The organism is Blastocatellia bacterium (genome assembly GCA_035275065.1).
Taxonomy (GTDB): Bacteria; Acidobacteriota; Blastocatellia; order UBA7656; family UBA7656; genus DATENM01.
The window spans coordinates 170,504-194,134 of sequence record DATENM010000046.1; the positions used below are offsets into that span (position 1 = coordinate 170,504).

Here is a 23,631-nt window from a genome sequence, read left to right on the forward strand (position 1 = left end):
ATCAGATTCGTGTCATTAGATCACTTCTTCAAACGGATTGACGCCAAGTACAGGCTGCCGCGCCCCGCCAATGCCCTGCACCTCGATGCTTACCAGGCGGGCTTCCGCTTGCTGCGCGATGCCGGTGAAGGACTTATCATGCTGGCGTGTGGTGTGATTACCGCCTTCATCATCTGGGTGATCGCAAATGTTCTCCAGGCGACATTCGAGACGCGAATCTATTTCATCTTCGGAATGGTCATTGCTGTACTCATCAGCCTGTCGGAAGCGTTATCGCTTATACTGCCTTACTATCGCATCTCACAGCGACTGACGCACGGCTCGGCGCGGTGGGCTGACGTGCCCACGCTGCGCAGTATGGGTCTTGCGCATCTAACGAATCAACCGCTGCCGAACGGCGCGCTCAGGCTCGGACGGCTGACCCGAAAATATGACCTGGCGCTCCCGTTCGAGCGGGTCATCTGCCACACGGCCCTCTTCGGCCCGCCCAATTCCGGCAAGTCATCGAGCTTCATCATGACGATGGCGCGGGACTGGTCGCGCACCGGCTCGGCCATCTTCCTCGACCCCAAAGGTGAGTTGTTCAAGCACACGGCCCGGCACTTTCGCACCGTCTACCGGCTCGACCTCGCGCAGCCCTGGCTCTCCGACCGGTGGAACTTCGTCCCGGCGTGTAAAGGGGATGCGGAGCTGGCGCACGAAGTCGCATCTATCATCGTCGGCTTCGACGCCAACAAGGTTTACAACGGCGACCCGTTCTGGCCGCAGGCTGAGACCGCCCTGGCCACCGGCGTGCTGCTTCACATGCCACAGATTGCCGATTTTCCGACTCCAGCGATGCTGGCCGAGTTTCTCGCCACACGGGAACTCAAGCGGCTCGATGCGGAGATGACTCAATCGCCCGACGAAGAGGCGCGCATCCAGTGGGGCATCTTCAAGAAGGCAGATCGCGAGAAGACGCAAGGCGGTGTGTTCGTGGGGTTGGGCACTAAGCTGGCCCCGCTGCGCACGCCGCACGCGATGGCGGTGATGCAATCCGCTTCGGCAGAGGAGCGTCGGCGCGGCGTTCGTGAGATTGATCTGAATCATCTGAGAGAGCCGGGCACTGCTATCTACGTCATCGTTCCTGAGGGTGACGCGACGCGCTACCGCATCGTGCTCTCTATTTTATTCGGCCTGGTGGCGAGTGTTGTGAGAAAGACGAGCGGCGACCCGCACGCCGCGCCGGTGCTGATGGCCTTGGACGAAGCAGGCAACATCCCGATTCACCACCTGAGCGAGCAGCTCGGCGTGGGCCGTGGCCGCCGCTGCGGGATCGTGCTTGGCTATCAAAACATCGGGCAGCTCTACAAACAACACGGGCACGATGGCGCGAACGCCATTCTCGGCTCGGTCGGCACGATGGTCTTTCTACCGGGCCTCGATAGCGAGACAGCGCAGTATGCGGCGCGCCGGATCGGGCGCACAACGGTCTTGCAGCACACCAGCGTTGACGCGCCCGGCTCGAAGTTCGACAACGAGCGCGATTCTGAAACGGGTCGCGATCTTCTCGACGCTGCCGAATTGAGGCAGATGGTCGAGCACAGCCAGGCGGTGGCGATCACTGGGACTGCGCCGCCGGTGATCTTTGGCTTCCCGCCCTTCAGCAAAGGCGGGCCTGTAGCTCACCCACTGCCACGCGAAGTGGCCCACGCCGTTTCATTGAAGGATGCGGAATCGGCGTACATAAAGCGGCAGGCTCAAGAAACTACTCGCCAACAGCCGCACCTAAGAGAGACTGATGTCGGCGAGAGCGACACAAATCAACTGAATGTATCAAGCGCACCCGTAAGTACAGCGATTGATAGCGCTCACGCTCTGACCGATGGTTACCCAGCAGCAATGAACATAGACGCCCGCTCCATCATCGGGAGAGTGGCGCGAAATGGTTTTATCGAAACGGACTGGGAAGCCAGTCTCAATCAACCCCGTCAAGGCGAATAGGGATCATCGCGGCCCGCATGAAATTCTGGTGAAGTGATGAGCGAAGGAGCAGGTAAATCGAAGTTGCGAATCTCGGTGGTGATGGTCGGCCTCAGTCTGGGCGCGCTCATCGTGACCTACGCCTGTGTCACGATGGCGGCGGCCTGGCGTTCTCAGAAAGAGATACCACGGCTGGCGGCGGACAGCCTTGTCAAAGCACTTCGCAGCTATTACCAGCAAACGGGCAGTTTCCCATCCAACTTCCACGAGCTTGAGACGCGCGTATGGAAGCACAGCAAAGCCTCGGATTTCGGCGTTGATGGCCGCAGCCTTTCGGTCGCCAATTACACTTACATCTACTACCCGGTAGATGCAAAGTCCTGCACGATTTGGATCATCCCGACGGGGCCGCGCCGCGAAGAAGGAGCAACGCATTTCCTTCTTCTCACCCCCGATGGACTCAGGCGATGGAAAGGTGCCCCATTGTCACTCGATGAGGTGAAGAAGCTGCCTTCGGTCCCGCAATACAGGGAGATGAACGTGCTGGGGATGACCGAGCAGCAGCCAATTGATCTCGGCAAGAAGAAGTAGTCTCAAGATGCGCGCAGTCGTTGCCATCAAATCTACCGGCGGTCGCGGCGCTTCGCGCGCCACTCGCTACATCTCCGAGCGCGACCGCAACCCAGAGCGTGAGGGCGCAGGACTGCGCCCACTCTTCTCCGACAGAGAAGATGTGTTGACCTATCGCGGTGCTGACCGCCTGTTAAGCAACGGCACGGGCACACCCGATAAAGATGATCTCATCCACATTGCCGTAAGCTTCCGCAATGAAGATTACGAGCGACTGGGGTCGACAGATGATGAGCGCAAAGAACAACTCCGCGAAGTAGCCCGCGAAGCGATGCGAGAGATGAGCAAAGAGATGCGCGCCAATGATCTGCGTTGGGTCGCCGGCATCCATCTCAACACCGACCACCCACATATTCACATCGTCATCAGCAAAGAGATCAAAGACCTCGAAACGGATAAGTCTCGGCGCATAGGGAAAATTCCCAAACGGCTTCTACCTTACCGTGAAGTCCAAGCTGACGGCAGCACGCGGCCAGTCGAAGGGCGTATCGGCAATCACTTCGTCGCGGCGCTGGATCGTCACATTGAGCATGCAAGAGAGCCGGTGGAGCGAAAACTTCAACCTGTGCGCGAAGCAGGAGCGGCAAGAGGCGTGGGTGAGTGGCTGCGTAATGAAGCCAGAGCGCGCGATGTCGAGGCATCGTGGGGAACGCCGGAGAAAGATACCAATGGATCACAGGTGCGCCAAGATCGGGTCTTGCTAGGCGAAGCGATTGAGAAGAGCTTGCGCCGGGTTTATTCGGCTCTTGCTTACGAAAGGGCGCTCAAGCACGGCGAGACCTTTCGCTTTCGTGCGCGCGACGAGAGCATCGACGGCGAGCGGCAGATATCCGAATCTGACGTAAGACGCCGCGCCGATGCCCGCGGCTCCCGCGCCGCCGCTGAACAAAATGTGCGCACTGCGGTCGAGCGGCAAAAGGTCCGCCAACAGGTGGCAGAGAGCGATGTCAACCACCATGGCACGACGATCAAAGAGTTGCGTAAGTTCAGAAGCAATCTTTTAGAGAGATTGGGGAAGGAACGGAGCAGGGCTAACCTTGAACATACGCAGGCGCAGGCGCGCGCCAGCGGTGTTCGACAGAGGTATGCGGTGGGCGGCCAGGAGATGCCTGTTCCCATCATCGCGCGCGACACGCTCATCGAACTCCAAGAGCAAGCCATCAGTTATGGTCTCGGCGACCGCGTAGAAACCTTGGAGCAGATTCGCGTCGCTCTCGCAATTGAGAATGGTCAGCCGACCCGCAATGACAACCAAGCCGCCCGCCTCGGCGCACAGCTTTTCACCGCGCGCACCGAGCTTGAGGCCAGGCAGGAACGAGTTGCGGGCCTTGACCAGATGCGCCATCTCCAGCGGTGGGAGATCAACAGTGAAAGGTGGTCGCTCACCGACCTTGATCGCCAGATTGAATGGCAAACTGACCAGGCGCGCGTGATCGGCAGGTATCACTACCATCTCGACCCGCGCGCGCGCAAAGCGGCAGGCAAAGAGGCCGAGCGGCTTGTGATGGTCAGAGATGAACTCGTTAAAAAGATTGATGAACGGCGAAATGAGCTTCATAAAGAAACAGAGGATGCCCGCAAACTTGTCGAGGTTCTGATTCGCGCTCATGAGAGCGAAACGGCTGACCGCTCCCTGAGGGGCCGTGTTATGCCGCCGCCTGAGTTCACGCGTGACGAAATCCGGCGCATTGAAGCAAACGCCGAGGCGACGCGCGATGCTGGGCTGCTCAGGCAACTCGACGAAATTGAAAAACATTTGAACGAACGCGATCGTTCAGCCGAGCACATCAAACCGGAAGAGCGGCTGAGCCGCGCGATGGCTCGCGAGATTATCGCGGAAGTGGCGTACCGAGAGAGCGCCGACCGCCTCGCTAACTTCAACGAGCGAAGCGACGCGCAGCCCCTCGCCATCGAAAGCAAGGATGGTCACCTGAACGTCCACCGCTTGAAAGACACGAGGCCGCACTCGGTGGTCGAGCGGGCGCTCAGGCCGTTGCTGGAGAAGCCCGCTGCTCGTGAGGCTCGTCATGCAATCGAAGCGGCGTCGGCAACCGCGCAAGCTCGGCTGGTGACCGACTATGAAAAGAGTCGAGCTTATCTGGAGGCGGCTCGTGAGGTCGCCGGCGGGCTCCGCCTAGAGTTGCGCGAACAGACGATTGATAAGACTCATCTGATGCCGGCATTCACGGCGAAGGAGAGGATCAACCTGGAAATCTATGCCGAGCGCCAGGCGGACCCACGAGAGCGGGCGCATTACCTGGGCCTCGCGCGTGGCGAAGTCGTCCATGCGATACCTTCACACGACACAACCGGTAATCGTTTCGCGCATGATCAGGCGAGCCGATTTGACCACGGGCGCGCCACCGAGCAGTCGCATATGTATGACAGCCCCGCCCGCTCGACAGGCCGCACTCGTTAAGAAGGGGAGAACCGATGAAAGAAATGAACAAGCGCGCGCTGGCAGCTCAACCGTTTTCTTTTAACGCCTACGAAGAGAATTATGGTGCAGTGATGGCGCTGTGCGAGGCGAGTGGGCGAAAACCCGCCGAGGAATTGCGTGATCTGCTTGACGAAGGCATCAACGCGCGTATGAGGCGAAGTGATAAAGGCTGTGAAGTAGCCGTCACAGGAGCAGGGCAACCGGGGCAGAGCAACGACGACATTGTCCAGCTCGCGCAGGTGATTCAGCAGTTGGTTCAGAAGGCGTCCCTACAAAATGACATATTGCTTCGGGTCGCGTTCCACCTGCGCGAGCAGTATGGGATGGTCCTGGAATCCGTTGCGGCAGGCTATGCGGCGCGCCACTTGATCTGGAAATACGTCGTCGAAGGCTTGCTGCGTGATGAGGGGCTTTCACCCGAACAGATCATGCAACGTCTCGACAATGAACGCCGAACCTGGAATGCAGAGCGCGACCGAGCCGCCGACCTGCTTGAGCAGGCTATTAGAAGTCTTGGTGCTGGTCGTGAAGATGGATCAGGATCAGCATAGAGGCCAATTGTCATCGCGAGTGATTCATATCGACCAATCAACATTCAGAAAGGCAAGGGGAATATGAAAGAGAACAGCAAGGCTAACAATAAGGCTAAAGACAAAATGAACGCTGACGGCTCAGGCCCAATGCTCAAGTTCAACCACATAAGGCGAGAGACGCTTCCGCAAACCAGGATCGATGTCCGGGCGTTGGAGATGGTTCGCGGTTACCCGCTTTACGTCAAGGAACACACGGATCACGAGCCGCCCATCGGCGAGGTCCTCGAACAGTGCATCATCAGCACGCTGAGCAGCGACGCGGATTTCGTCGAGTGGCTCGCCCGCCAGCCCCAGACGGAACTCGCTGGCGAACAGAGTAACAGTTCAACATCCGGGCAGAGAGATGCCTCTACTTCAGAGTGAAGCCGAGTAGTTTGTGCGCATGACTGAGAGGATGGGCGGCTTGTGTATCGGCGACGAGTCTCTCCAAGTCTGCAAACTGGGTGGTTCACGAATTGTGAGTCAACATAAAGATGGTCTGCCCCAAGTAGATCGTCGTTGTTTCTCAAATCATGCGAGCGGTTGTTGGGGAGTTGCTACACGTCGTCTTGCGGCCCCCGTGAAAGGGTATTACTGTACCGTCCGATGCTTGGTCATAACCGGCTTCGAAATCCAAAATCGCCAGCCCCTGATTGTGGCAGCCAGCAGGGAAGGCTCTACTTGTGGCATGGCCGCGCCCTGTTTCTCTGTACGTCGGTCGACACCACCTCCCACCAGCACCACGCGGTACAACTTTCCGTTGGTCTTGATCGAGCGTTCCGCTTGCGCAGCGATGCTGAGAGTTGGAGTGAATACCCGGTGGTTCTGATTGACGGCGACCAGCCCCATCAACTCGACAGCCTCAGCGCGCCAGTGGCCAGCCTCTACCTCGATCCTGAAAGTGAGATTGGAAGGCGATTGTCGACTGGCTTGAAAGAGAAGGCCCACCGGCTGCTCGCCTTGCCCGCGGCTGCCGACTTCGTCCCGCAACTTCGCGGCCTTTGGTCGCAAGGAGTCTCCTGCCGGGAGGCGACTGAATTAACGGACCGCCTTGTCCACGCCTTAACCGGATTCACTCAAGCGGACCGCCCGTTGGATTCGCGTGTCGCGAACGCTTGCCAAATTCTCGACGCCCTTCCAGAGCCTCGCATCCCGGCCGGGGAACTCGCCGCCCGCGTCGGGCTCTCGGCGGGCAGGTTCGCCCACCTCTTTCGGGAACAGACGGGCTTGCCGGTCAGGAGGTACTTGTTGTGGCTCAGACTTCTGAAGGCCATAAGTCAGTTGTCCCGAGCAGCATCTCTGACCGACGCCGCTCACGCAGCCGGCTTTGCCGATTCCGCCCACCTGACCCGCACCTTCAGGCGGATGTTCGGCATCACGCCATCAGAAATCTTCCGGAGTAGCCAGTTTGTTCAAGTGATTGCTTGCCCTCCCCAGGTAGAATGAACCCTCTTGAAGATTAAATGTCGAGGCTCGAAAGAGGGAAAATCGAATGAATCAATTTCACCGCTGGTTTTGCCGCTCGGCCTTCTGGAGGAAGGCGCTCTCAGAGGGGTTGATCCCGTGGGCTCTTAAAAACATCGACCTGGGTGAAGACCTGCTTGAGGTGGGGCCCGGACCGGGTCTGGCCACCGACGTCCTGCGGCAGCGATACGCCCGTGTCACCGCCATCGAGGTCGATGAGTCTCTGGCCGCCTCACTGGAAGACCGTCTTCGCAACACCAACGTTCAGGTCGTAAAGGGCGACGCCACGGCCATGCCTTTCGAGGATGGCTCATTTTCGGGAGCCGTCTGCTTCACCATGCTCCATCACGTCCCTTCCGTGGCTTTGCAGGGCCGACTCCTCGCGGAAGTGTTCCGCGTACTCAGGGCGGGGGCGATGTTCGCGGGGACTGACAGCACATGGAGCCGAGCCTTCCAACTGATTCACCTGTTCGACACGATGGTGGTCGTCGACCCGAGCAGATTCGGCGTCAGGCTCGAAGCCGCTGGCTTTACTCAGGTCTCCGTGGACTTAGCGAGAGGCGCCTTCCGATTCCGCGCTCGGCGGCCTTGACTGCCCGAGGGCACTGAATTGATTTTGCCGGCTATGACAGTTTGGGATCACGGTCGGGGCAACCGGCGCAGTAACCCCGCTTGAACGCCGAGATGACAAGCTGCCAATCGCGATGCGCAATCGCCGATGTGTAATTGAACCGGTCGCAGACGCACTTACGATCGGGATCCTTCGCGTAACTGTCCCGCTCCGCAACGAGCGTGATGTGTCGGCACCAGTTGATCCGCTCCCGCGCCGCATCACGCTGGCTGCGGTATTCACGTTCGATAGCGGGAAGCCAGTCATCACCGCGCCGGGCTAGGTCGGGTGAATGGCTTGCAAACTGCCGCACTTCGTCGTCAGTCCACCCTGCGAGACCTACGTCGGGGTCTGGCTCCGGCTCCAGTTGCGACTTCATTTCCTCGCATCTGGTCAGCAGGGTATGCCCGGCTACATACTCCTCCGCCTTTGTCTTCAGGTCGGCATAGCCGAAGGCTTCCACCTTCGGAAGCACCTCTCGGGCGATCTCCCGCGCCTCGTCGTCTCGCCGCGCCAGGACGAGGAGGTCGGCGATCAGCAGCTTGCAGCGCAGTTCGCCATCGAGCGCGCCTGCCCGCAGATAGATGTTCAGCGCCCGGACAGCCTTCTTTATTGCCAGTTCAATCGACTGCGCCGGTATGCTGAACGTCCCCCCAAGAAGGATGTTCGCGCGTTCAATACACTCAAGGCGCTCGGTGATTATAGAGGCATGTGTGCTGAGCGCCGACGCGATGACGAACGGGTGCCCCGACGCAACGGCCTGCCGGGTAAGAGCCAAGGCCTCCTCCTCCCAGCGCGGCCAGAGGTCTTCGAGAGACTGCAAGGCGCCCCGTATTTCTCGTCGCCCGCTATCTTCCGGCCCCCGCCCCAGGAACATCTCCTGCAACGAGCGGATGGATAGCTGGCTCCCTTCTATATACAGCAGTTCGATGCGGGCCTCCAGTTTTAAGGCCGCAGGAATTTCATCATGCCTCAGCATCTCGTCCATGACGCGGCGTAAATCGGAGAGCAGTTGCTTTCTGACAATAGGATCAAGCTCGGCGAGCGCCCGCTGGTAAAGCTCAAGCGAACGGTGCGCCAGGGCATAGCCGCTCTCCGCTTCGTCCTCCCAGCGCTGCCGGCGCTCCCCATACTCGGTGAGGTTAATCGCGCCGGACGCGTATTCGCAAAAATCCCGCAGGTACGTTGCAAAACGCTGGTCGTCGTTCGGGAGGTCGCCTTCGCGAAGCCTGACTTCCTGGAGGAGGGCAAGCGCTCCCAGATACCTGCCCTGCGCGGACAGGGCGTAAGCCTTCACGAGTTGAATTCGCGGTGCTCGGGCGGCTTCAGGGCCGAGCAACTCGACCTGCTCAAGTACGAAAGAACCGTAGCCCGCCGACACGATGCTGAGGCCGCTCGTCGACAGCCTGTCATACACTTCGGAAGGGTCGCTAACCGCCAGGGTCTCTGGGTCGATGCTGATGTGCACCGGCTCCCCAAGGGTCGCACGCGCGAGCCTTTCATGTACTTCGCGGTGCATACAGCCCTCGCGCAGGATGCGTTCGTAGATTTGATCGACCGCTTGCGGCGTGAGGGGGGCGACAAATCTGATGGTCACCTTTTCCTGGCTTATCCAGTCAGGGTCTATGCGGTTCAATCTTTCTCGTTCATCCCGCGCCCATGCGACCCGCAGTTCGCCGGTCTCGACTACGTAAAGCACGTATATCGGGGATGGGCCATTAAGCAGGTAGTTCAGGTTAGAGACGTTCACACTCACGGAGATTGACCCGTCGGCGTTGGCCTTCCCGCTTACCTTGCTCTTCAACTGAACCTGCGCGCGCAAATTCAGACTGCTGGACTTGGTCAGCAATTCGACGGAGCCATCCACGCCCTCGTCATTCTGCCTATCGTCCCGATACTGGAACTTCTCCTTCGGCAGGGCGGCGCGAAAGGCGTCGATGCTACGTTCTTCGTTGGCCTTGTAAGGGTCTCGCTTCGGCAGCGGGCCGAGGTCTTGGGGGGAATAGGTCCTCATCATTGAATAATTATCCCGCAGGGTAGCCAGCACCGCAATCCGCTTGTCTTGCCTGCTCCGCCGGCTGGCAGGAGCGGCTACGGCGTCTTCAGCAACGGGAAGTGGTATCCCTTTGACGAGAGCGGCTGCCCCGCTTAAGGTTAGCGTACCGCCTTTTTTTGCCCGTTGCGAAGTTGACTGAGCATTGGATGCGAGCGCCGTGGCTCAACCAGTGGCTCCCATCTCTCTGTTTAATCATATTACAAAAATACATGTTTACTCTCTGACTGAACCAGACCGATGTCTCCGGCTTACTGACGAGCGCCAGGGGTCGCGTTCAATCCGGCAAGCCATTTGACGATGGCGCGCTTGTCCTCTTCGGAGATTGCGGGGAACGATTTCGGCATCGGGTCTTTCAGCCCATAGGCTCGGGAGTTGTCGAGAATATTCAACAGATCTTCTTTTCTGCGCTTTGGCTTTTTCATCACGCCGATGAGCGAGGGCCCGATATTGCCTTCGCCCCTATCCCCGTGACAGACGGCGCAGCTTGTGTTGTATGCGGCGGGCGGCTGGGCATTCCCCGCAGCCGGGAGCGCGGCGGTACTCCGCTGCACGGGCTTGTCCAGTTTCAACAACCATTCTGCTAATTCTCTTCGCTCTTCTTCTGCAAGCTGATTGTACCTCGGCATCGAATCCGCCATCGGCTCACGAGCGTGACCAGCGATCCAGTTTGTAAGATAGTCGAAGCTCAGGTTGCGCCGCCGCGCAAGATTAAGGAGCGGCGGGCCGAGCGGGCCTCCCGTCGCATTCACGCCGTGACAGTTCGCGCAGTTGGCGAGAAATATCTTCAAAGCCCCGGAATTGGTTTCAACCGGGTTGGTCGCCGCGGGCGGGGTGATGGCTACCGACCTGCCGATCTGCTGCGGCTGAAACTCCGCTTGCAGAAAAGCCTTCGCTTCCTCCTCCTGCTGTTCGAGCTTTGCCCTGAACTCCGGATTACTCCTGTCCTGGTACTTCGATAAAGCGATCAGCGAGACTGCGCCTGCGAGCACAAATACCAGAGATGCGCTCGCCACGGGTCGCCTAAGTGGGTTGCGCTCCCTGCGGCGGGCGAGAAAAGGTAGTAATAAGATTGTCCCGAAAAGAACTGCCGGTAGCAACACCGTGGGTATCAGGGAAAGCTTTCCGGGGAAATACTTCAACAGCTCGAACAGAGGTAGGAAGTACCAGGGCGGCCTCGCCAGGAAGTCCGTCGTCGGGTCGGCCTGTGGGCCCAGCTTCGCCGGCATGTACTCGGCGACTGCCACCAGGACAATGAAGACGGCCAGGATGAAGAGTGAATCCTTGAATAACTGCTTCGGGTAAAAGCGATCCACGCGGTCATCGTCTCTATGATGGAATGGCCCGGCCGGCCCTACGCGCCTGAACAGGTACAGGTGGAGCAGGACCAGGAGCGCGAGCGCGAGCGGAAGCAGAAAGGTATGCGTCATAAAGAAGCGCGAAAGCGTAAGTGATGTTATCTCGGTCCCGCCGAGCATAATGCGTTGCGTGGCCGCACCAGCGACGGGCATTTCGCCTACGATTGACGTACCTACCTTCGTGCCGAAATACGCCTCCTGATCCCAAGGTAGCAGGTAGCCGGTGAAGGCGAAACCCAGAACCAGGAGCAGAAGGACTCCTCCGACTACCCAAACCAACTCGCGTTTTCCTTTGTAAGCGCCGAAGAGGAAAGTCTGCGCGACGTGGGCGACGATGACAATGATCATCACGCTAGCGCCGTAGTAGTGCAGTCCCCGAATCAGCGCGCCGCCGGGGACCGCCTTTTGAATGTAGGCGACGCTCGCATGGGCATGGTCTGCGCTCGGCACATAGTACATCGCGAGGAACACCCCCGTGATGGCCTGAAGCACAAACAGGAAGACTAACGTGCTCCCGAACACGTACGCCCAGCGAGCGCCGCCGCGTATTGGCTCGTCGAGTATCTTACGGACTTGACCCCGCAGTCCGGCACGCTCGTCGAGCCAATCATATAATCGTGCCCTCGGCGATTTCTTCTCACTCATCTCAGCGCACCTCTTCCTTCTGAGGCACGCCCTGCCTGAAGTACTGGTATTTGACTTTTAGCAGGTCTCCTTCAACGCGGGTCTCCAACGTGTCCATCCCGCGCGGCGTCGGCCCGGCAAGCCTCTCCCCTAGGCCGTCCCAGGCGCTGCCGTGGCAAGGGCAGATGAACCCTTTGGCCGCCTCGTTGATCGTGCAACCGAGGTGCGGGCAGATGGCAGAAAACGCCGTAATGCTGTCGCCCTTTTTTATTACCCACACCAACTGCTGAGAATTGAAGCGTGCCCACCCCGCCGTCCTGGAGACGACGACATTGCGCTTGACCGGCTTCTCTTCGGGGATGTCTTCCACGAGCCCCACCTCGGCCCATTCGGACGCGTCCGCAGGCGAGAGCGCAGGCGCGATACTGTAACGGCCGATCGTAACGCCGAGCACCAGACTAATGCCGGAGATGATCAGCCCGATGACATAACCAAGAAAGGACCGGCGCCCAGCGGATTCAGACGCTAGGGTATTGGACTCCGAAGAATGGCTATTCTGTTCTAAGCTCATTTGCTTCTTTTCATCTGCCGCAAGCAGAGTGCCAATGAACAGGCCCTGCGTCGCACATGGATTGAGCAATGCAATGCGTTCAAATGATCGCTACGGAAGGGTAGGCTCAGAGGCTTATTCAAAGGTCGGCTGTTGGATTTCCAGCAGCCGTGTGCCATATAGCGCATCACAACAAACAATTTAATGGCAGCGTAGAATGTGGCCGCGACCGGGATGGTTACGGTTGTGGGTGTTCGTGTGGCTTCGCCCCTGGTCCGTGTGTGTGAGGCTTCATCTTCGGCTTTGCCGCGTCGGGCTTGGCATGATTTTCATTGCCGACGCTTTTCTTTTCGTCATTCTTGTGGTCGCCCTTTTCTTCACCACTGTGATTGTTTCCCCCGCCCGTCTCCTCGCCCGCCTGCCCGGCCACTTCTTTCATGCAGTCCAACTCTTCGGGCGTAAGCTGGGGCAGATGACGGATGAAGGCGACTAAATCCCAGATTGACTCAGGGGTGTCTTCGCCCTCCCATGCCGGCATCCCCGTTAACCGAACGCCGTTAGAAATGATGTAGAACAACTCACCATCCGCCTTCTGTTGCGTCTCCCCTTGCGTCATATCGGGGACCGGCGGATACATGCGCTGGCCGATGGTCGTTTGCCCCTTGCCATCTATCCCGTGACAGACCGAACAGTGCTCGACGAAATGCTCGCGGGCCTCTGCCATACTCTCTTCAGTGATCGCGTTGGGATTCTTTAATGACATCGCGTCAGAAGGAGTGGAGACGCGTCGCGCGTGCATGGCCATGGTCTTCTCAAGCCAGGAAGGTTTCTCTCTCGCGGAAAACCTGTGCGTCCGCAAGAAGATTTCACCCGCAATGACTTCAATCAGGAATAGGGCAAAGATGGTGATGACTACAATCTTTATTGTTCTCTTCATCGATCCCTTACTCCTATCCTTAAAGCTCTACCCTGCGCAGCCGCAACGAATTGCCGATGACTGATACCGAACTGACACTCATGGCGGCGCTCGCGATCATCGGGCTTAACAACAACCCTAAGACCGGGTAGAGCACGCCCGCCGCTATGGGCACGCCGAGCGCGTTGTAGATGAACGCAAAAAAGAGATTCTGTCTGATGTTGCGCATCGTGGCCCGGCTCAACCTGCGGGCCCGGACGATGCCGCGAAGGTCTCCTTTGATCAACGTGACGCCGGCGCTTTCTATTGCAACGTCCGTGCCGGTGCCCATGGCGATGCCGACATGGGCTTGCGCTAGGGCCGGGGCGTCATTGATGCCGTCGCCGGCCATGGCAACCGTCCGCCCTTGAGCCTGTAGGCGCTTCACCACGCCGCCCTTCTGTTCGGGCAGGACGTCGGCTTCCACCTCGTCAATTCCAAGCTTCCGGGCGACGGCCTCGGCGGTGGTCCGGTTATCGCCTGTCAGCATGACGATGCGGATGCCCTCTTCGTGCAGCGCCTTCAAGGCTTCGTGAGTAGACTCTTTGATGGGGTCAGCGACGCCAAGCAGACCGGCTGGCCGGTTGTCGATGGCAACGAACATCACGGTCGCGCCGTCTTTGCGCAAAGCCTCTGCCTCCCCCATCAAGCCGTCTGATTTGATATTCAATTGCTCGAGCAGCTTGACGTTGCCGAGCGCGACCATGCGCCCTTCCACCTTTCCGACAACGCCCTTCCCGGTTATAGATTGAAACTCTTCGGCCTCAGTCAATGTCACGCCTCTCTCCTGTGCGCCGGCGACGATGGCCGCGGCCAGCGGGTGTTCGCTTCCGCGTTCGAGGCTCGCCGCCAAGCGAAGTAGCTCTGTCTCGCCGGTCCCGTTCGACGGCACGACCGAGGTGAGGCGCGGCTTGCCTTCGGTCAGCGTGCCGGTCTTGTCCACGATGAGTGTGTCTATCTTCTCCAGGACTTCAAGCGCCTCGGCGTTTTTAATGAGCACGCCGGCCGTGGCCCCGCGACCGGTCCCGACCATGATGGACATCGGCGTCGCAAGCCCCAGCGCACAGGGGCAGGCGATGATGAGGACGGCGACGGCATTGACGATGGCGTGAGCCAGGCGCGGCTCCGGACCGACGAGGCTCCACACGATGAAGGTGAGCACGGCGCTCACGATGACGGCAGGCACGAAGTACGAAGAGACGACGTCGGCGAGGCGCTGAATGGGCGCGCGGCTGCGCTGGGCTTCGCTCACCATGCGCACAATCTGGGCGAGAAGCGTATCGCTGCCGACCCGCTCCGCTTGCATAATAAAGCCTCCCGTCCCGTTCACGGTGCCGCCGGTGACTTTGTCACCTTTGCTCTTTTCTACGGGGATGGGTTCACCCGTGACCATAGATTCATCAACTGAGCTTGCGCCTTCGAGAATCACTCCATCCACAGGAATCTTCTCTCCGGGGCGAACCCGCAGCCGGTCTCCGGGCTTGATGCTGTCGAGCGAGACTTCTTCCTCCGTCCCGTCTTCGCGGATGACTCTGGCTGTCTTCGGGGCTAGCCCCAGTAAGGCTTTGATGGCGCTACTTGTCTGGCTGCGCGCGCGTAGTTCGAGGACCTGACCCAGGAGCACTAAAACGACGATTACCGCCGAGACCTCAAAATAGACACCCACCTCGTCGCCGTGAGTGCGGAAAGAAGCAGGGAAGATGGTCGGGAAGAAAGTGGCGACTACACTGTACCAGTAGGCGACTCCCGTACCGAGGGCGATTAGGGTGAACATGTTGAGGCTGCGGTTGATGACTGAGGCCCAGCCGCGCTGGAAGAACGGCCATCCCCCCCAGAGCACTACGGGTGTGGCAAGAGCCAACTGAATGTACTTGAGCAGTCGCATCGAGACGGCGTGTTGCACGGGCTGACCGGGTATCAGGTCTGACATGGCGACCAGTAGCAGCGGAACGGTCAGGATCAAGCCGATCTTGAACCTGCGCGTCATATCGATCAGTTCCTCATTCGCCTCTTCGCCGGTGACGGTTCTGGGTTCCAGAGCCATCCCGCAGATCGGACAAAAGCCCGGCTCATCGCGCACAATCTCCGGGTGCATCGGGCAGGTGTACTCCGTCTTTGCCGCCTTCAGGGAGATTTCCACCGGCTCTAAAGCCATGCCGCATTTCGGGCAGGAACCCGGCCCTTGATTCTTGACCTCCGGGTGCATCGGACAGGTGTATAGATCCCCCTTCTCAGCCGCATGAGGCGGCGCAGGCCGCGCTGAAGCCACACCTGATTTTGCAGACGCCTTCAGATACCTGGATGGATCAGCCTCGAACTTTTCCTGACAGGTCTTACTGCAAAAGAAATATGCCTTCCCGCCGTACTGAGAGGAGCCGGCGGAGGTCTCCGGGTTTATCTGCATCCCGCAGACGGGGTCTGTTACGAGCGCGACACTCTCATTTGCGGTCGAGTCGCCACTTCTTACATCCACATTCGTTTTCTTTCCGCTCATCGAACCACTCCTTTTGCCATGCTATAGTTCCGAAGCATGCGAGATCAGACATAGGGTCTGACGGTCGTCTCTTTGTCACGCGACACGTACTCACCTTAATATTCGTCTTAACCTGGCATTCGCTCAAGGCGGGTGTATAGAGGAAGCCTCATTCAGAAGCATCTCCCGGCTCCAGCAGCGCGTCGATGTCGGCCTGCGCTGGCCAACTGATCTTATCCGTGCCGCCCAGTATCCAGCCGTGGTTGTTAAGCTGGTCGGGCGGGGTTCCCCATGTCGGCCTCACCATTTCGAGGTAGCGCACGGCACCCTCGCCTAACCCTTCGGGCTGCGTGAGGATCATCGGGCCGTGTTTGCCCAGGTGCGAAAGCAGCGAGCCGGTCACCGCCTGCTGCCAGTCATCCGGATTTACAAAAGTGAAGTTGTGCCCTGCCTCGGCGATGCCCCAGCCGAAATTACGCGACCAGTAACCGATCCAGTACCCCTGGTTCAAGCCTGAGTCTCTGAACCCTGCGAACGTGACGCTAATCTCATAGGCGCCGTGGCCTGGGACACGTTGCACATGACCGTAGTCTAGCCCGCGTATCATTCATTGCTTTGAGCATATTGCTCAGGGTTTTGATCGAATTTTGACTTGCAGCTCTGGCTGCAAAAGTAATAGCTCTGCCCTCGGTGCTGCGATTGTCCCGCTGCGTTCTGCTCATCAACCTGCATGCCGCAGCCAGGGTCAGTTTGAGTCGCCATTGCTTTTACTCTCTCCTCGTGTAGACTAAAGCCGGGTCGCAAGAGCGACGGCGTGTTTGGGTGGATCCTTCTCGAGTGAGATAGGCGTCCAGGAAACCGGACAACTGGCAGAAGGCTTTCTGAGTGAGGTCGATTTCGCCTACAGCAAAAGTCCGCCCCGTGCCTTGCTGTAGCGTCACACAAAAAAGAGTATACCCTAGTGGGGTATAATTGAATGCTACCCGATGCCCTGGCGGTATGCAACTCTGAAAAGCCGTTGCGCCTCTCATTCAAGAGCCGGGACTCTTTTCACGGTAGGTCATTTGAGGCGGCGGAATGAGGTAAGCATCCCGCCGCCAACGTTGGCGGCGTTCCATCAGTGCGATGTGGTGACCGCCGCCATTCGCCACCCCCTTTGCGGAAAGGAAGCAGCAAACTCAATGACTCGTTCTATCAAATCTCGAAAGGGCAAGAAGCCCACGGCCCACAAGCCGGTTGACCACCTGAAGCAGTTACCGCGACTGCGCCGCATAGAAGGCCAAGTGCGCGGCCTACAGCAGATGGTGGCCGACGAGCGCTATTGCATCGACATTGTTCACCAGATCAACGCCATCATCGCGGCGCTGCGTCGCGTCGAGGGCGATATGCTTAGCGACCATGTCGCGGCATGCGCTGAGTCTGCTCTCAACAGCCAGTGTAAGCCAGCCGAAGCCCGGCGACTGGCCGAAGAGGTCGGGCGTGTGCTGACACGTTTGCGTTGACCCTTTCATCCAGTCACCGGGCGCGCTGCGTATGGCTTCATATGATGACGGGCAAAAGCGTCAAAGCTTTGCTCCATAGCTGCCTTCGGTCTTTCAGCGCCCCGTCGCACACGGCAACGTGCCGGCACCGGCTACTCGCCGCCGGTCCCATGCGGGTGTTCGCCCAGAAGGTGCTTGACGTATAGCGTCATTTGCCACCGCTCGTTAGTTCCTGCTTTGGCCTTAAAGGCGGGCATGCCGCTCTTCTTGATGCCGTTGGTGATGACCCAGTAGATTTCGCCATCCGTTCTCTCGTGCAGCGCCGTCAGGTCAGCCGGCTTGATCTTCATTCCTGCGGCAACATCGGTTTGCGCTTTGCCATCCTGGCCATGGCACGAAGCGCAGTTCTTATTGTAAAGCGCGCGCCCTTTGTCGATGTTGTCATCTGTCGCGGTCAGCGGGTTCTTGAGCTTCTTGGCGCTGGCCGGCGCATGCGAGTGCTCATGCGGATCATGGGCAAGGGCGATTGCCTTAGGGCCGGAGGCCCACATGGCCGCCAGCAGGCCAGTGACGATCGCCATTGTAAGCATCTTGGTTTTCCGGGACATCACGATTCATCCCTCCTTTGTCTGAGCAGCATCTACCTGAATACATCACGCATCGCTCCGTCTCGGAGCCGCACGCTGCTACCTGTAAGGACGCGTCTCCAGCCCCTGGCAATACCTTGCTGCCGCGCGAGTCCACTGCCCTCGCCAGGCAACACCGCCGCGTGTTCGATTACATCTTGTGTTCATGGCCGCTCTGGGCGCCGGCCATTTCATCAGCGTGTTTGTGAATCTCGGCAGCATGGTCCGCAATGCTCCTGGCGTTGAGCGTATCTGCCTGCACATCTCGCTCCAACGCGGTCAGGTGCTGTTTAATGGCAGTGACGTGCGCGTCAGCCCCCTGCATCATGCTCAGGTGAGATTGCATATCGCCGCCCATGCCATTCATGTGCTCTTGCATGTGCTGCTGCATCGCGTCGAAGCTCCGCCTGATTTCAGCCGTCGCCGCGCGGGCGAGGTCGGCGTCTACCGAATTCGATTTACCGGCCTGCTCGTGCAGGACTGCCGCGAAGGAACTGATGTTGCGCGCGTAAGCCATCGCCAGCAGGTGGTGAGGGCCGTTCATCATCGCCGACATATCCGCCGGCTTGCCGCTTTGGGCCGGGGGCTTTTGCCCGCCATGCTGATGTTCATGTTGCGCCATCGCGCTGACCACACTCACAAATGCAAATGTGATGATTGCCAAAACTGTTGAGTACACCCTTGCCTTCATACTTCTTCTCCCTTCGAATCAATTCATAAACGAATAAAGTTTAAGGTCCGTTTGTCCATCACTCTTACGGCCCCGTTTGTTCGATTAACTCGCTTGATTGTTCCGTCACCTTTCTCTGGTCTCGTCCTGACGATCAACTCAGCGTTCCAAGATCAAGTCCGTGTTTCCGATGATCGGCTGTCATCGCGACCGGGCTTCGTAGCCTCACCCCTTCTTAGGCGGTGGCGAGTCAGCCGGCGTGCGGCGCGGGCTGCTCGAATGCCAGTGCACGATCAGCCAGCGCCCCGCTCTCTTTTCTAGAACCGCTGTGCCCAGACCTTCCCCCTCGACATGCCGCTCTTTTAGATCAGCCGAGATCGTATATTTGAACGTCGCCCAAGCCGAGTCGCCTGCCACGCGGATTTTAATGTTGCTGAGGGCATATTTCGTGTTCTTCAGTTCTGCCATCTCCGGCACAAGGTGATGATCCCGATAGTCCGCCCAGCCGTAGTTTGCGTGCCCGCTCTCAAAGACGGTGACCGATTCGTCCTGCGCCCACACCTTACTCACCCTGGCGATGTCGTTGCGCTCAAACCCTGCCGCGTTCTCGACCAGCGCCGCTCGCACGGCTGACTCATCATCCGTCCGAGTTGATGCGGTGAGCGCGAAAGCAGTCGTCGCCATTGCGATCATCGAAACGGTAAACCTGAACAGGGTGGTCAGCGAGATGGTTTTACCCGTCGAGTTATTCATACCCCTTCTCCATAGGCCGCGCATCTTCGGCCATTGCCGCGATGCCTACGCCAACATATTCTCTGCGAGGTGGCATGAGCTGGCACCATAACCTGCGTTGGGAAGAATTGACATCGCTTGTGGTGATCCATCGCCTATGCTGAATTGCCCAGCGTTGCCCTGGCTCGCGCCATCTCTGGATCACCCACGCTTGCCGCCTCCAGAGGCTCGAAGGGTGGCGGGAGGCGCTTGATCGCATTATTAATTTTTTGCGCGTTAAGCTGAATCTCACTGATGATCTCGACTGCTTCGCGGCCTACGGGCCACCCTTCACGAAGCGAGAGCATACGAGAATAGCCGACGATCAACACCACCGGGTTGACCACCTGACGATGAAAAGCGCCGAGCAAAGCTTGGAGGTCCCGCACCTGGCACCTGTGCCGATTGCTCCGCCATAGGCTGACGCCCAGCGCCGTCGCCATGGCCACAAACAGAATGCGAAATAGTAGCTGCGCGCCGTCACTCGCGATCATCTCTTTCGTAAATCCGCTCCAGCTAATTGGGGCGCGCTGCACGCAGTGCATCGCTGCATCAAGCACCCACATGCTGATGCCCATACCGGCTCCGTACCATATCTCCTTATAGCCTCTTAGAGCTTGAGCGAGACTGCTGACGGTAATGATCATTCTGTGATTAAGCGACCACCGATGAACTGGGTTTGCCATGACTGCCTACATCCAATTAAAAAGTGATCAGCGCGATAACAACGCTGATACCCCTATTCGCCATTTGCCCTTCTCTATATGGCTCGCTGCTAAATCGTCCTCAACCAGAACTCACGGCCCCCTTGGCGTTCTGGCAGTGACGTTCTATAAGGGCAAGTCTTATACCACCGTCTGGACAAATGGTCCGAGATGACCTTCTAGTAAATTGTTGAAAGGGCTTACGCATAACCTGATCCATGAAGGTTGTTTGAACAGCTTCGCGCATGACTGTTGGATTTCCAACAGCAGTGTGTCATCTGCGACAGGTCTTGGCCTTGGCTAACCTTTAGAATGACGTTGAGGCGATGAGGCATTAATTAGCGCGTAGGGAGATGCCCAGCTTGAGATCGCATAAGACCGCGGGGCCGACAAATCTACAGGCTTTTTCATGCGCTAACCAAGATTGAACTTTTGCATACGATATATCAGAGTGTTGCGCGTAATGTTGAGGTACTTCGCCGTGCGGCTCTGGTTGTGGCCGTTCTTTTCCAGCGCCTGCCGGATGATCTCTTTTTCCACTTCTTCGAGGTCAATGCCGCCTTCGGGCAGGTTCAATGAAAGGCTGCCCGCGCCGGCGCGAACATTCTTGATCTCATCGGGCAGGTCGTCAGTTGTGATCTCTTCATCGTTTGACAGAACCAACAGGCGCTCGATCGTGTTCTTCAGTTCACGGATGTTTCCCGGCCAGGGGTACTGATGGAAATAGCGGTACACGTCTTTTGACAGACGCGGCTGAGGCTGGCTGTACCGCCGTGCGGCGTCTTCAATGAAGTGGGCGACCAGCAGCGGAACGTCTTCACGGCGTTCGCGCAGCGGCGGCAGTTTTACCGGGACGATATTGATTCGAAAGTACAGGTCTTCGCGGAATGCCCCGTCCTCGACCATCCTGGCCAGGTCACGATTCGTCGCGGCGATCACCCGCAGGTCGACGCGCCGCGGCGTGTTCTCGCCGAGCCGCATGAACTGGCCTTCCTGCAAGACCCTGAGCAGTTTCACTTGCAGGTTGAGCGGCATCTCGCCGATCTCGTCAAGAAACACGGTCCCGCCGTGCGCTTCTTCAAACATGCCGCGCTTGTCGGCAATCGCGCCGGTGAAAGCGCCCTTGTGATGCCCGAACAGTTCCGACTCCAATAACTGCTCGGGTATCGCCCCACAGTCAATCGTCACAAAAGGCTGCGCGCGACGGGCGCCATTCTGGTGAATGCACTTGGCGACGAGTTCCTTGCCCGTGCCGCTTTCGCCAAGCAGTAAGACGCTCACGTCAGTCCGCGAGACGCGCTCGACGACTCCGTACAACTCCCGCATCCGTTTCGACGTTCCGATGATGTTTTCCGGTTTGAACTGCTCCCCGATGAACGCCCGCAACTCGCGGTTTTCTCGCGCCAGATCCTTCACCTTCAGCGCCCGCTCAATAATCATTCGAAGCTCATCCCAGTCGAGCGGCTTGGTCAGATAATCTTCCGCCCCGAACTTCATCGCGGCCACCGCCGTCTGCACCTCTCCGAAGGCGGTGATGACGATCACGGGCGTTTCAGGCGAGATCGCTTTCACGCGCCTGGTAAGTTCGAGGCCATCCATCTCGGGCATGGCCAGATCGGTAATGACCAGATCCAGCAAATTTTCGGTGAGCGTCTCGTAGCCGCGCGCACCGTCTTCTGCCGTCGCGACTTCGTAGCCGGCCTCAGACAGTTGAAACTCGATGACCTGCCGCAACGAGTGTTCGTCTTCAACAACGAGAATCTTCTTCTTACTCATCATGGCCTTTCAATCGTCCCCCCACAGTCGCCGACTCAGGAAGCATATTGCTGCCATGACCGTCGGGTTCTACCGGCTTGGCTGCGCCACTTGTCGTGAGCGGAAGCTTTATGATAAACAGGCTGCCTGGACCATTGAGTGCGCCGAGTTCGATTTCACCGTCGTGCTGTTTGATCAGGCCATAAGCTACGGACAGCCCCAGGCCCGAACCTTCAGGCTTCGTGGTGAAGAACGGGTCGAATATTTTGTCCCGTATGGCCGGATCAATGCCCGTGCCGTAATCGCGCACGGACAACTCTATGACTTCCCCGATGCGCTTGCTGCAAACTTCGACAACGCCGCCTTCCGGCATCGCGTGGATCGCGTTGAGTATCAAGTTCAACAACACCTGCCTGATCTGCTCCGCGTCAACCTCAACGGCGGGAAGGTGCTCGTCAAGCTTCGGCACGAGCCTGACGCCGCGCTTGGTCGCTTCTTTGGAGGTGAAGGTGATGACGGACTCAATGAGATGGTTAAGGTTCGACGGTCGTTTTTCGGGCTGGCGCGGCCTGGCGAAAGTTAAGAATTCACTCACCAGCTTGTTCAGGCGGTCCACCTCCTCCTCGATGACGGCGGTGAAGCGGCGCCTCGGGCTGTCTTGAGGAATCTCTTTTTCGATGATCTGCGCCGCCCCTTTGATCGCGCTGAGAGGGTTTCTGATTTCATGCACGATGGCGGCGGCAACTTCGCCGACCGACTTCAACCGGTCGGCGCGGATCAACAAGCTCACCGTGTCTCTCAATTCCTGGTAGGCCGCGGCTAGGTCGGCAGACGCTTTCTCGAACCGCCGCCGCTGTCGCCGTTCGGCGCCGGCGAGGAGGCCGGTCACGACGCCGACAACCTGGAACATGAATACTTCGGCATACTGGTTGAGGATGGCGGCCTGCGGGTCATGCCCGTGCTCGGATATGTGCATCAGGTAGACCGCCCCGCTCAGCAGCGATATGCTGAGGCCCCCCCTAACGCCGAACGCGTAGGCCGCGTAAACGATGGGGACATAATAGAGGCGCTGTGATACTTCATGCAGAAGAAAGTTTCCGCCAGCCATTGTGTGGTAATGCAAGAGCGTGATGAGGACCACGCTCAAGCCCAGGAGCAGCCCCGTCACCAGCTTTACTTTTCGCGATGAGTTGTTCATAACCGGTTGCGCGGCACGCTCACCCGGCGGTCGCGGTCTGAACGGCGGACTCCGTTACCATGCGATCATCCCTTATATGAATGGTCCGGTCAGCGAGGCGGGCATTATCCGGGTTATGAGTCACCAGGAAGATGGTCTGCCCTTGAACGTTGAGACTTAAAAAGACTTCCATGATTTCCTGACCGGTTCTAGTGTCGAGCGCGCCTGTTGGTTCGTCTGCCAGGATCAGCGGAGGCTGGTTGACGATGGCGCGAGCAATGGCAAGTCTCCCTTGCTCTCCTCCGGAGAGTTGATTCGGCAAACGAACCCCTTTATCTCCGAGGCCGACCTTCTCCAATACCTCAATGGCGCGGGCACGCTTCTCTTTCGAGGGAAGGGGTGTCGTGGCGAGCGGTAACATCACGTTCTCGAGAGCATTCAGGTAAGGCAACAGGTGGTGCTGCTGGAAGACGAAGCCCAAGTATTCCCGCCGAAAATCAGCACGGCGCTCGTCTGACAGTCCGTATACGTCAATGCCATCCACTAAGACCCTCCCCTCGGAAGGTTGATTCATCGCCGCGACTATCGTGAGCAGCGTACTTTTGCCTGACCCTGAAGGCCCCATCAGAGAAATGAATTCGCCCTCTTCGACTTCGACGCTGACGCCGGAAAGCACCCGCACGCCCGACGCCCCACGCTCCCCGCCATAAACCTTGCTGACCTGTTCAACCGCCACAAAAGCCATCTTGAGTCTCC

At 58.5% G+C, this 23,631-nt stretch carries 22 protein-coding genes; 8 read left to right on the forward strand and 14 right to left on the reverse strand.

The genetic code is table 11. The features are described 5' to 3' along the window. Window positions 1–9 precede the first annotated feature (9 nt). The 7 genes from VJ464_10700 (at window position 10) to VJ464_10730 (ending at window position 7,660) form a co-directional block, all read left to right on the forward strand. The gene (locus VJ464_10700; GenBank protein HKQ05592.1) at window positions 10–1,983 is read left to right on the forward strand and encodes a type IV secretory system conjugative DNA transfer family protein; all 1,974 of its coding nucleotides are present in this window, start codon (window positions 10–12) and stop codon (window positions 1,981–1,983) included. Between the two features lie 36 nt (window positions 1,984–2,019). Next, window positions 2,020–2,553 carry a hypothetical protein gene (locus tag VJ464_10705; protein HKQ05593.1) on the forward strand — a complete coding sequence of 178 codons (534 nt, stop codon included), beginning with the start codon at window positions 2,020–2,022 and terminating at the stop codon, window positions 2,551–2,553. A 7-nt stretch (window positions 2,554–2,560) separates the two neighbouring features. Continuing rightward, window positions 2,561–5,011 (forward strand): relaxase MobL, encoded by a 2,451-nt coding sequence (mobL, locus tag VJ464_10710; GenBank protein ID HKQ05594.1) that lies wholly within the window; start codon window positions 2,561–2,563, stop codon window positions 5,009–5,011. A gap of 14 nt (window positions 5,012–5,025) precedes the next feature. Beyond that, window positions 5,026–5,583, forward strand: a complete 558-nt coding sequence (locus VJ464_10715; protein ID HKQ05595.1) for a hypothetical protein — start codon at window positions 5,026–5,028, stop codon at window positions 5,581–5,583. A 63-nt stretch (window positions 5,584–5,646) separates the two neighbouring features. Then, on the forward strand, window positions 5,647–5,988 hold the full coding sequence (locus tag VJ464_10720) for a hypothetical protein (protein HKQ05596.1): 342 nt from the start codon (window positions 5,647–5,649) through the stop codon (window positions 5,986–5,988). A gap of 297 nt (window positions 5,989–6,285) precedes the next feature. Continuing rightward, a complete protein-coding gene (locus VJ464_10725) occupies window positions 6,286–7,050 on the forward strand; it encodes an AraC family transcriptional regulator (GenBank protein HKQ05597.1) in 765 nt (254 codons plus the stop codon). A gap of 46 nt (window positions 7,051–7,096) precedes the next feature. Continuing rightward, complete coding sequence (locus VJ464_10730) at window positions 7,097–7,660, forward strand: class I SAM-dependent methyltransferase (GenBank protein HKQ05598.1); 564 nt, start codon at window positions 7,097–7,099, stop codon at window positions 7,658–7,660. 31 nt (window positions 7,661–7,691) lie between these two features. Here VJ464_10730 and VJ464_10735 read toward each other — a convergent pair whose 3' ends face one another. From VJ464_10735 to VJ464_10765, 7 genes are all read right to left on the reverse strand, one after another. Further along, a complete protein-coding gene (locus VJ464_10735) occupies window positions 7,692–9,695 on the reverse strand; it encodes a DUF4365 domain-containing protein (GenBank protein ID HKQ05599.1) in 2,004 nt (667 codons plus the stop codon). A 287-nt stretch (window positions 9,696–9,982) separates the two neighbouring features. Continuing rightward, complete coding sequence (locus tag VJ464_10740) at window positions 9,983–11,734, reverse strand: cytochrome b N-terminal domain-containing protein (protein ID HKQ05600.1); 1,752 nt, start codon at window positions 11,732–11,734, stop codon at window positions 9,983–9,985. 1 nt (window position 11,735) lies between these two features. Next, the gene (locus tag VJ464_10745; GenBank protein HKQ05601.1) at window positions 11,736–12,284 is read right to left on the reverse strand and encodes a ubiquinol-cytochrome c reductase iron-sulfur subunit; all 549 of its coding nucleotides are present in this window, start codon (window positions 12,282–12,284) and stop codon (window positions 11,736–11,738) included. Window positions 12,285–12,501: 217 nt separating this feature from the next. Next, window positions 12,502–13,200: a c-type cytochrome gene (locus VJ464_10750; protein HKQ05602.1), complete on the reverse strand. Its 699-nt coding sequence runs from the start codon at window positions 13,198–13,200 to the stop codon at window positions 12,502–12,504. A gap of 19 nt (window positions 13,201–13,219) precedes the next feature. Continuing rightward, window positions 13,220–15,712: a heavy metal translocating P-type ATPase gene (locus VJ464_10755; protein ID HKQ05603.1), complete on the reverse strand. Its 2,493-nt coding sequence runs from the start codon at window positions 15,710–15,712 to the stop codon at window positions 13,220–13,222. Between the two features lie 148 nt (window positions 15,713–15,860). After that, window positions 15,861–16,271 (reverse strand): hypothetical protein, encoded by a 411-nt coding sequence (locus tag VJ464_10760; GenBank protein HKQ05604.1) that lies wholly within the window; start codon window positions 16,269–16,271, stop codon window positions 15,861–15,863. A gap of 23 nt (window positions 16,272–16,294) precedes the next feature. Continuing rightward, window positions 16,295–16,453, reverse strand: coding sequence for a YHS domain-containing protein (locus VJ464_10765; GenBank protein ID HKQ05605.1), 159 nt, complete (start codon window positions 16,451–16,453; stop codon window positions 16,295–16,297). Window positions 16,454–16,872: 419 nt separating this feature from the next. On the opposite strand from VJ464_10765, the gene VJ464_10770 reads away from it, so the two are divergent. Further along, window positions 16,873–17,193 (forward strand): metal-sensitive transcriptional regulator, encoded by a 321-nt coding sequence (locus VJ464_10770; protein HKQ05606.1) that lies wholly within the window; start codon window positions 16,873–16,875, stop codon window positions 17,191–17,193. A gap of 131 nt (window positions 17,194–17,324) precedes the next feature. On the opposite strand, the gene VJ464_10775 is transcribed toward VJ464_10770, so the two are convergent. From VJ464_10775 to VJ464_10805, 7 genes are all read right to left on the reverse strand, one after another. After that, window positions 17,325–17,762, reverse strand: a complete 438-nt coding sequence (locus VJ464_10775) for a c-type cytochrome (protein HKQ05607.1) — start codon at window positions 17,760–17,762, stop codon at window positions 17,325–17,327. A gap of 187 nt (window positions 17,763–17,949) precedes the next feature. After that, window positions 17,950–18,489, reverse strand: a complete 540-nt coding sequence (locus tag VJ464_10780; GenBank protein ID HKQ05608.1) for a hypothetical protein — start codon at window positions 18,487–18,489, stop codon at window positions 17,950–17,952. Window positions 18,490–18,693: 204 nt separating this feature from the next. Continuing rightward, on the reverse strand, window positions 18,694–19,221 hold the full coding sequence (locus VJ464_10785; protein HKQ05609.1) for a nuclear transport factor 2 family protein: 528 nt from the start codon (window positions 19,219–19,221) through the stop codon (window positions 18,694–18,696). Between the two features lie 134 nt (window positions 19,222–19,355). Further along, the gene (locus VJ464_10790; protein ID HKQ05610.1) at window positions 19,356–19,925 is read right to left on the reverse strand and encodes a hypothetical protein; all 570 of its coding nucleotides are present in this window, start codon (window positions 19,923–19,925) and stop codon (window positions 19,356–19,358) included. A gap of 432 nt (window positions 19,926–20,357) precedes the next feature. Continuing rightward, window positions 20,358–21,722, reverse strand: a complete 1,365-nt coding sequence (locus VJ464_10795) for a sigma-54 dependent transcriptional regulator (protein ID HKQ05611.1) — start codon at window positions 21,720–21,722, stop codon at window positions 20,358–20,360. Continuing rightward, a complete protein-coding gene (locus VJ464_10800) occupies window positions 21,712–22,896 on the reverse strand; it encodes an ATP-binding protein (protein HKQ05612.1) in 1,185 nt (394 codons plus the stop codon). The genes VJ464_10795 and VJ464_10800 overlap by 11 nt, the downstream gene beginning before the upstream one ends. A 19-nt stretch (window positions 22,897–22,915) precedes the next feature. Then, complete coding sequence (locus VJ464_10805; GenBank protein ID HKQ05613.1) at window positions 22,916–23,620, reverse strand: ABC transporter ATP-binding protein; 705 nt, start codon at window positions 23,618–23,620, stop codon at window positions 22,916–22,918. Between the last annotated feature and the right edge of the window lie 11 nt (window positions 23,621–23,631).

Bases quoted from the DNA above. Each gene is read 5' to 3' on its own strand.
- VJ464_10705 (HKQ05593.1), top strand. From the start codon at position 2,020: ATGAGCGAAGGAGCAGGTAAATCGAAGTTGCGAATCTCGGTGGTGATG.
- mobL (HKQ05594.1), top strand. From the start codon at position 2,561: ATGCGCGCAGTCGTTGCCATCAAATCTACCGGCGGTCGCGGCGCTTCG.
- VJ464_10715 (HKQ05595.1), top strand. From the start codon at position 5,026: ATGAAAGAAATGAACAAGCGCGCGCTGGCAGCTCAACCGTTTTCTTTT.
- VJ464_10720 (HKQ05596.1), top strand. From the start codon at position 5,647: ATGAAAGAGAACAGCAAGGCTAACAATAAGGCTAAAGACAAAATGAAC.
- VJ464_10730 (HKQ05598.1), top strand. From the start codon at position 7,097: ATGAATCAATTTCACCGCTGGTTTTGCCGCTCGGCCTTCTGGAGGAAG.
- VJ464_10735 (HKQ05599.1), bottom strand. From the start codon at position 9,695: ATGATGAGGACCTATTCCCCCCAAGACCTCGGCCCGCTGCCGAAGCGA.
- VJ464_10740 (HKQ05600.1), bottom strand. From the start codon at position 11,734: ATGAGTGAGAAGAAATCGCCGAGGGCACGATTATATGATTGGCTCGAC.
- VJ464_10745 (HKQ05601.1), bottom strand. From the start codon at position 12,284: ATGAGCTTAGAACAGAATAGCCATTCTTCGGAGTCCAATACCCTAGCG.
- VJ464_10750 (HKQ05602.1), bottom strand. From the start codon at position 13,200: ATGAAGAGAACAATAAAGATTGTAGTCATCACCATCTTTGCCCTATTC.
- VJ464_10755 (HKQ05603.1), bottom strand. From the start codon at position 15,712: ATGAGCGGAAAGAAAACGAATGTGGATGTAAGAAGTGGCGACTCGACC.
- VJ464_10765 (HKQ05605.1), bottom strand. From the start codon at position 16,453: ATGGCGACTCAAACTGACCCTGGCTGCGGCATGCAGGTTGATGAGCAG.
- VJ464_10770 (HKQ05606.1), top strand. From the start codon at position 16,873: ATGACTCGTTCTATCAAATCTCGAAAGGGCAAGAAGCCCACGGCCCAC.
- VJ464_10775 (HKQ05607.1), bottom strand. From the start codon at position 17,762: ATGCTTACAATGGCGATCGTCACTGGCCTGCTGGCGGCCATGTGGGCC.
- VJ464_10780 (HKQ05608.1), bottom strand. From the start codon at position 18,489: ATGAAGGCAAGGGTGTACTCAACAGTTTTGGCAATCATCACATTTGCA.
- VJ464_10785 (HKQ05609.1), bottom strand. From the start codon at position 19,221: ATGAATAACTCGACGGGTAAAACCATCTCGCTGACCACCCTGTTCAGG.
- VJ464_10790 (HKQ05610.1), bottom strand. From the start codon at position 19,925: ATGGCAAACCCAGTTCATCGGTGGTCGCTTAATCACAGAATGATCATT.
- VJ464_10795 (HKQ05611.1), bottom strand. From the start codon at position 21,722: ATGATGAGTAAGAAGAAGATTCTCGTTGTTGAAGACGAACACTCGTTG.
- VJ464_10800 (HKQ05612.1), bottom strand. From the start codon at position 22,896: ATGAACAACTCATCGCGAAAAGTAAAGCTGGTGACGGGGCTGCTCCTG.
- VJ464_10805 (HKQ05613.1), bottom strand. From the start codon at position 23,620: ATGGCTTTTGTGGCGGTTGAACAGGTCAGCAAGGTTTATGGCGGGGAG.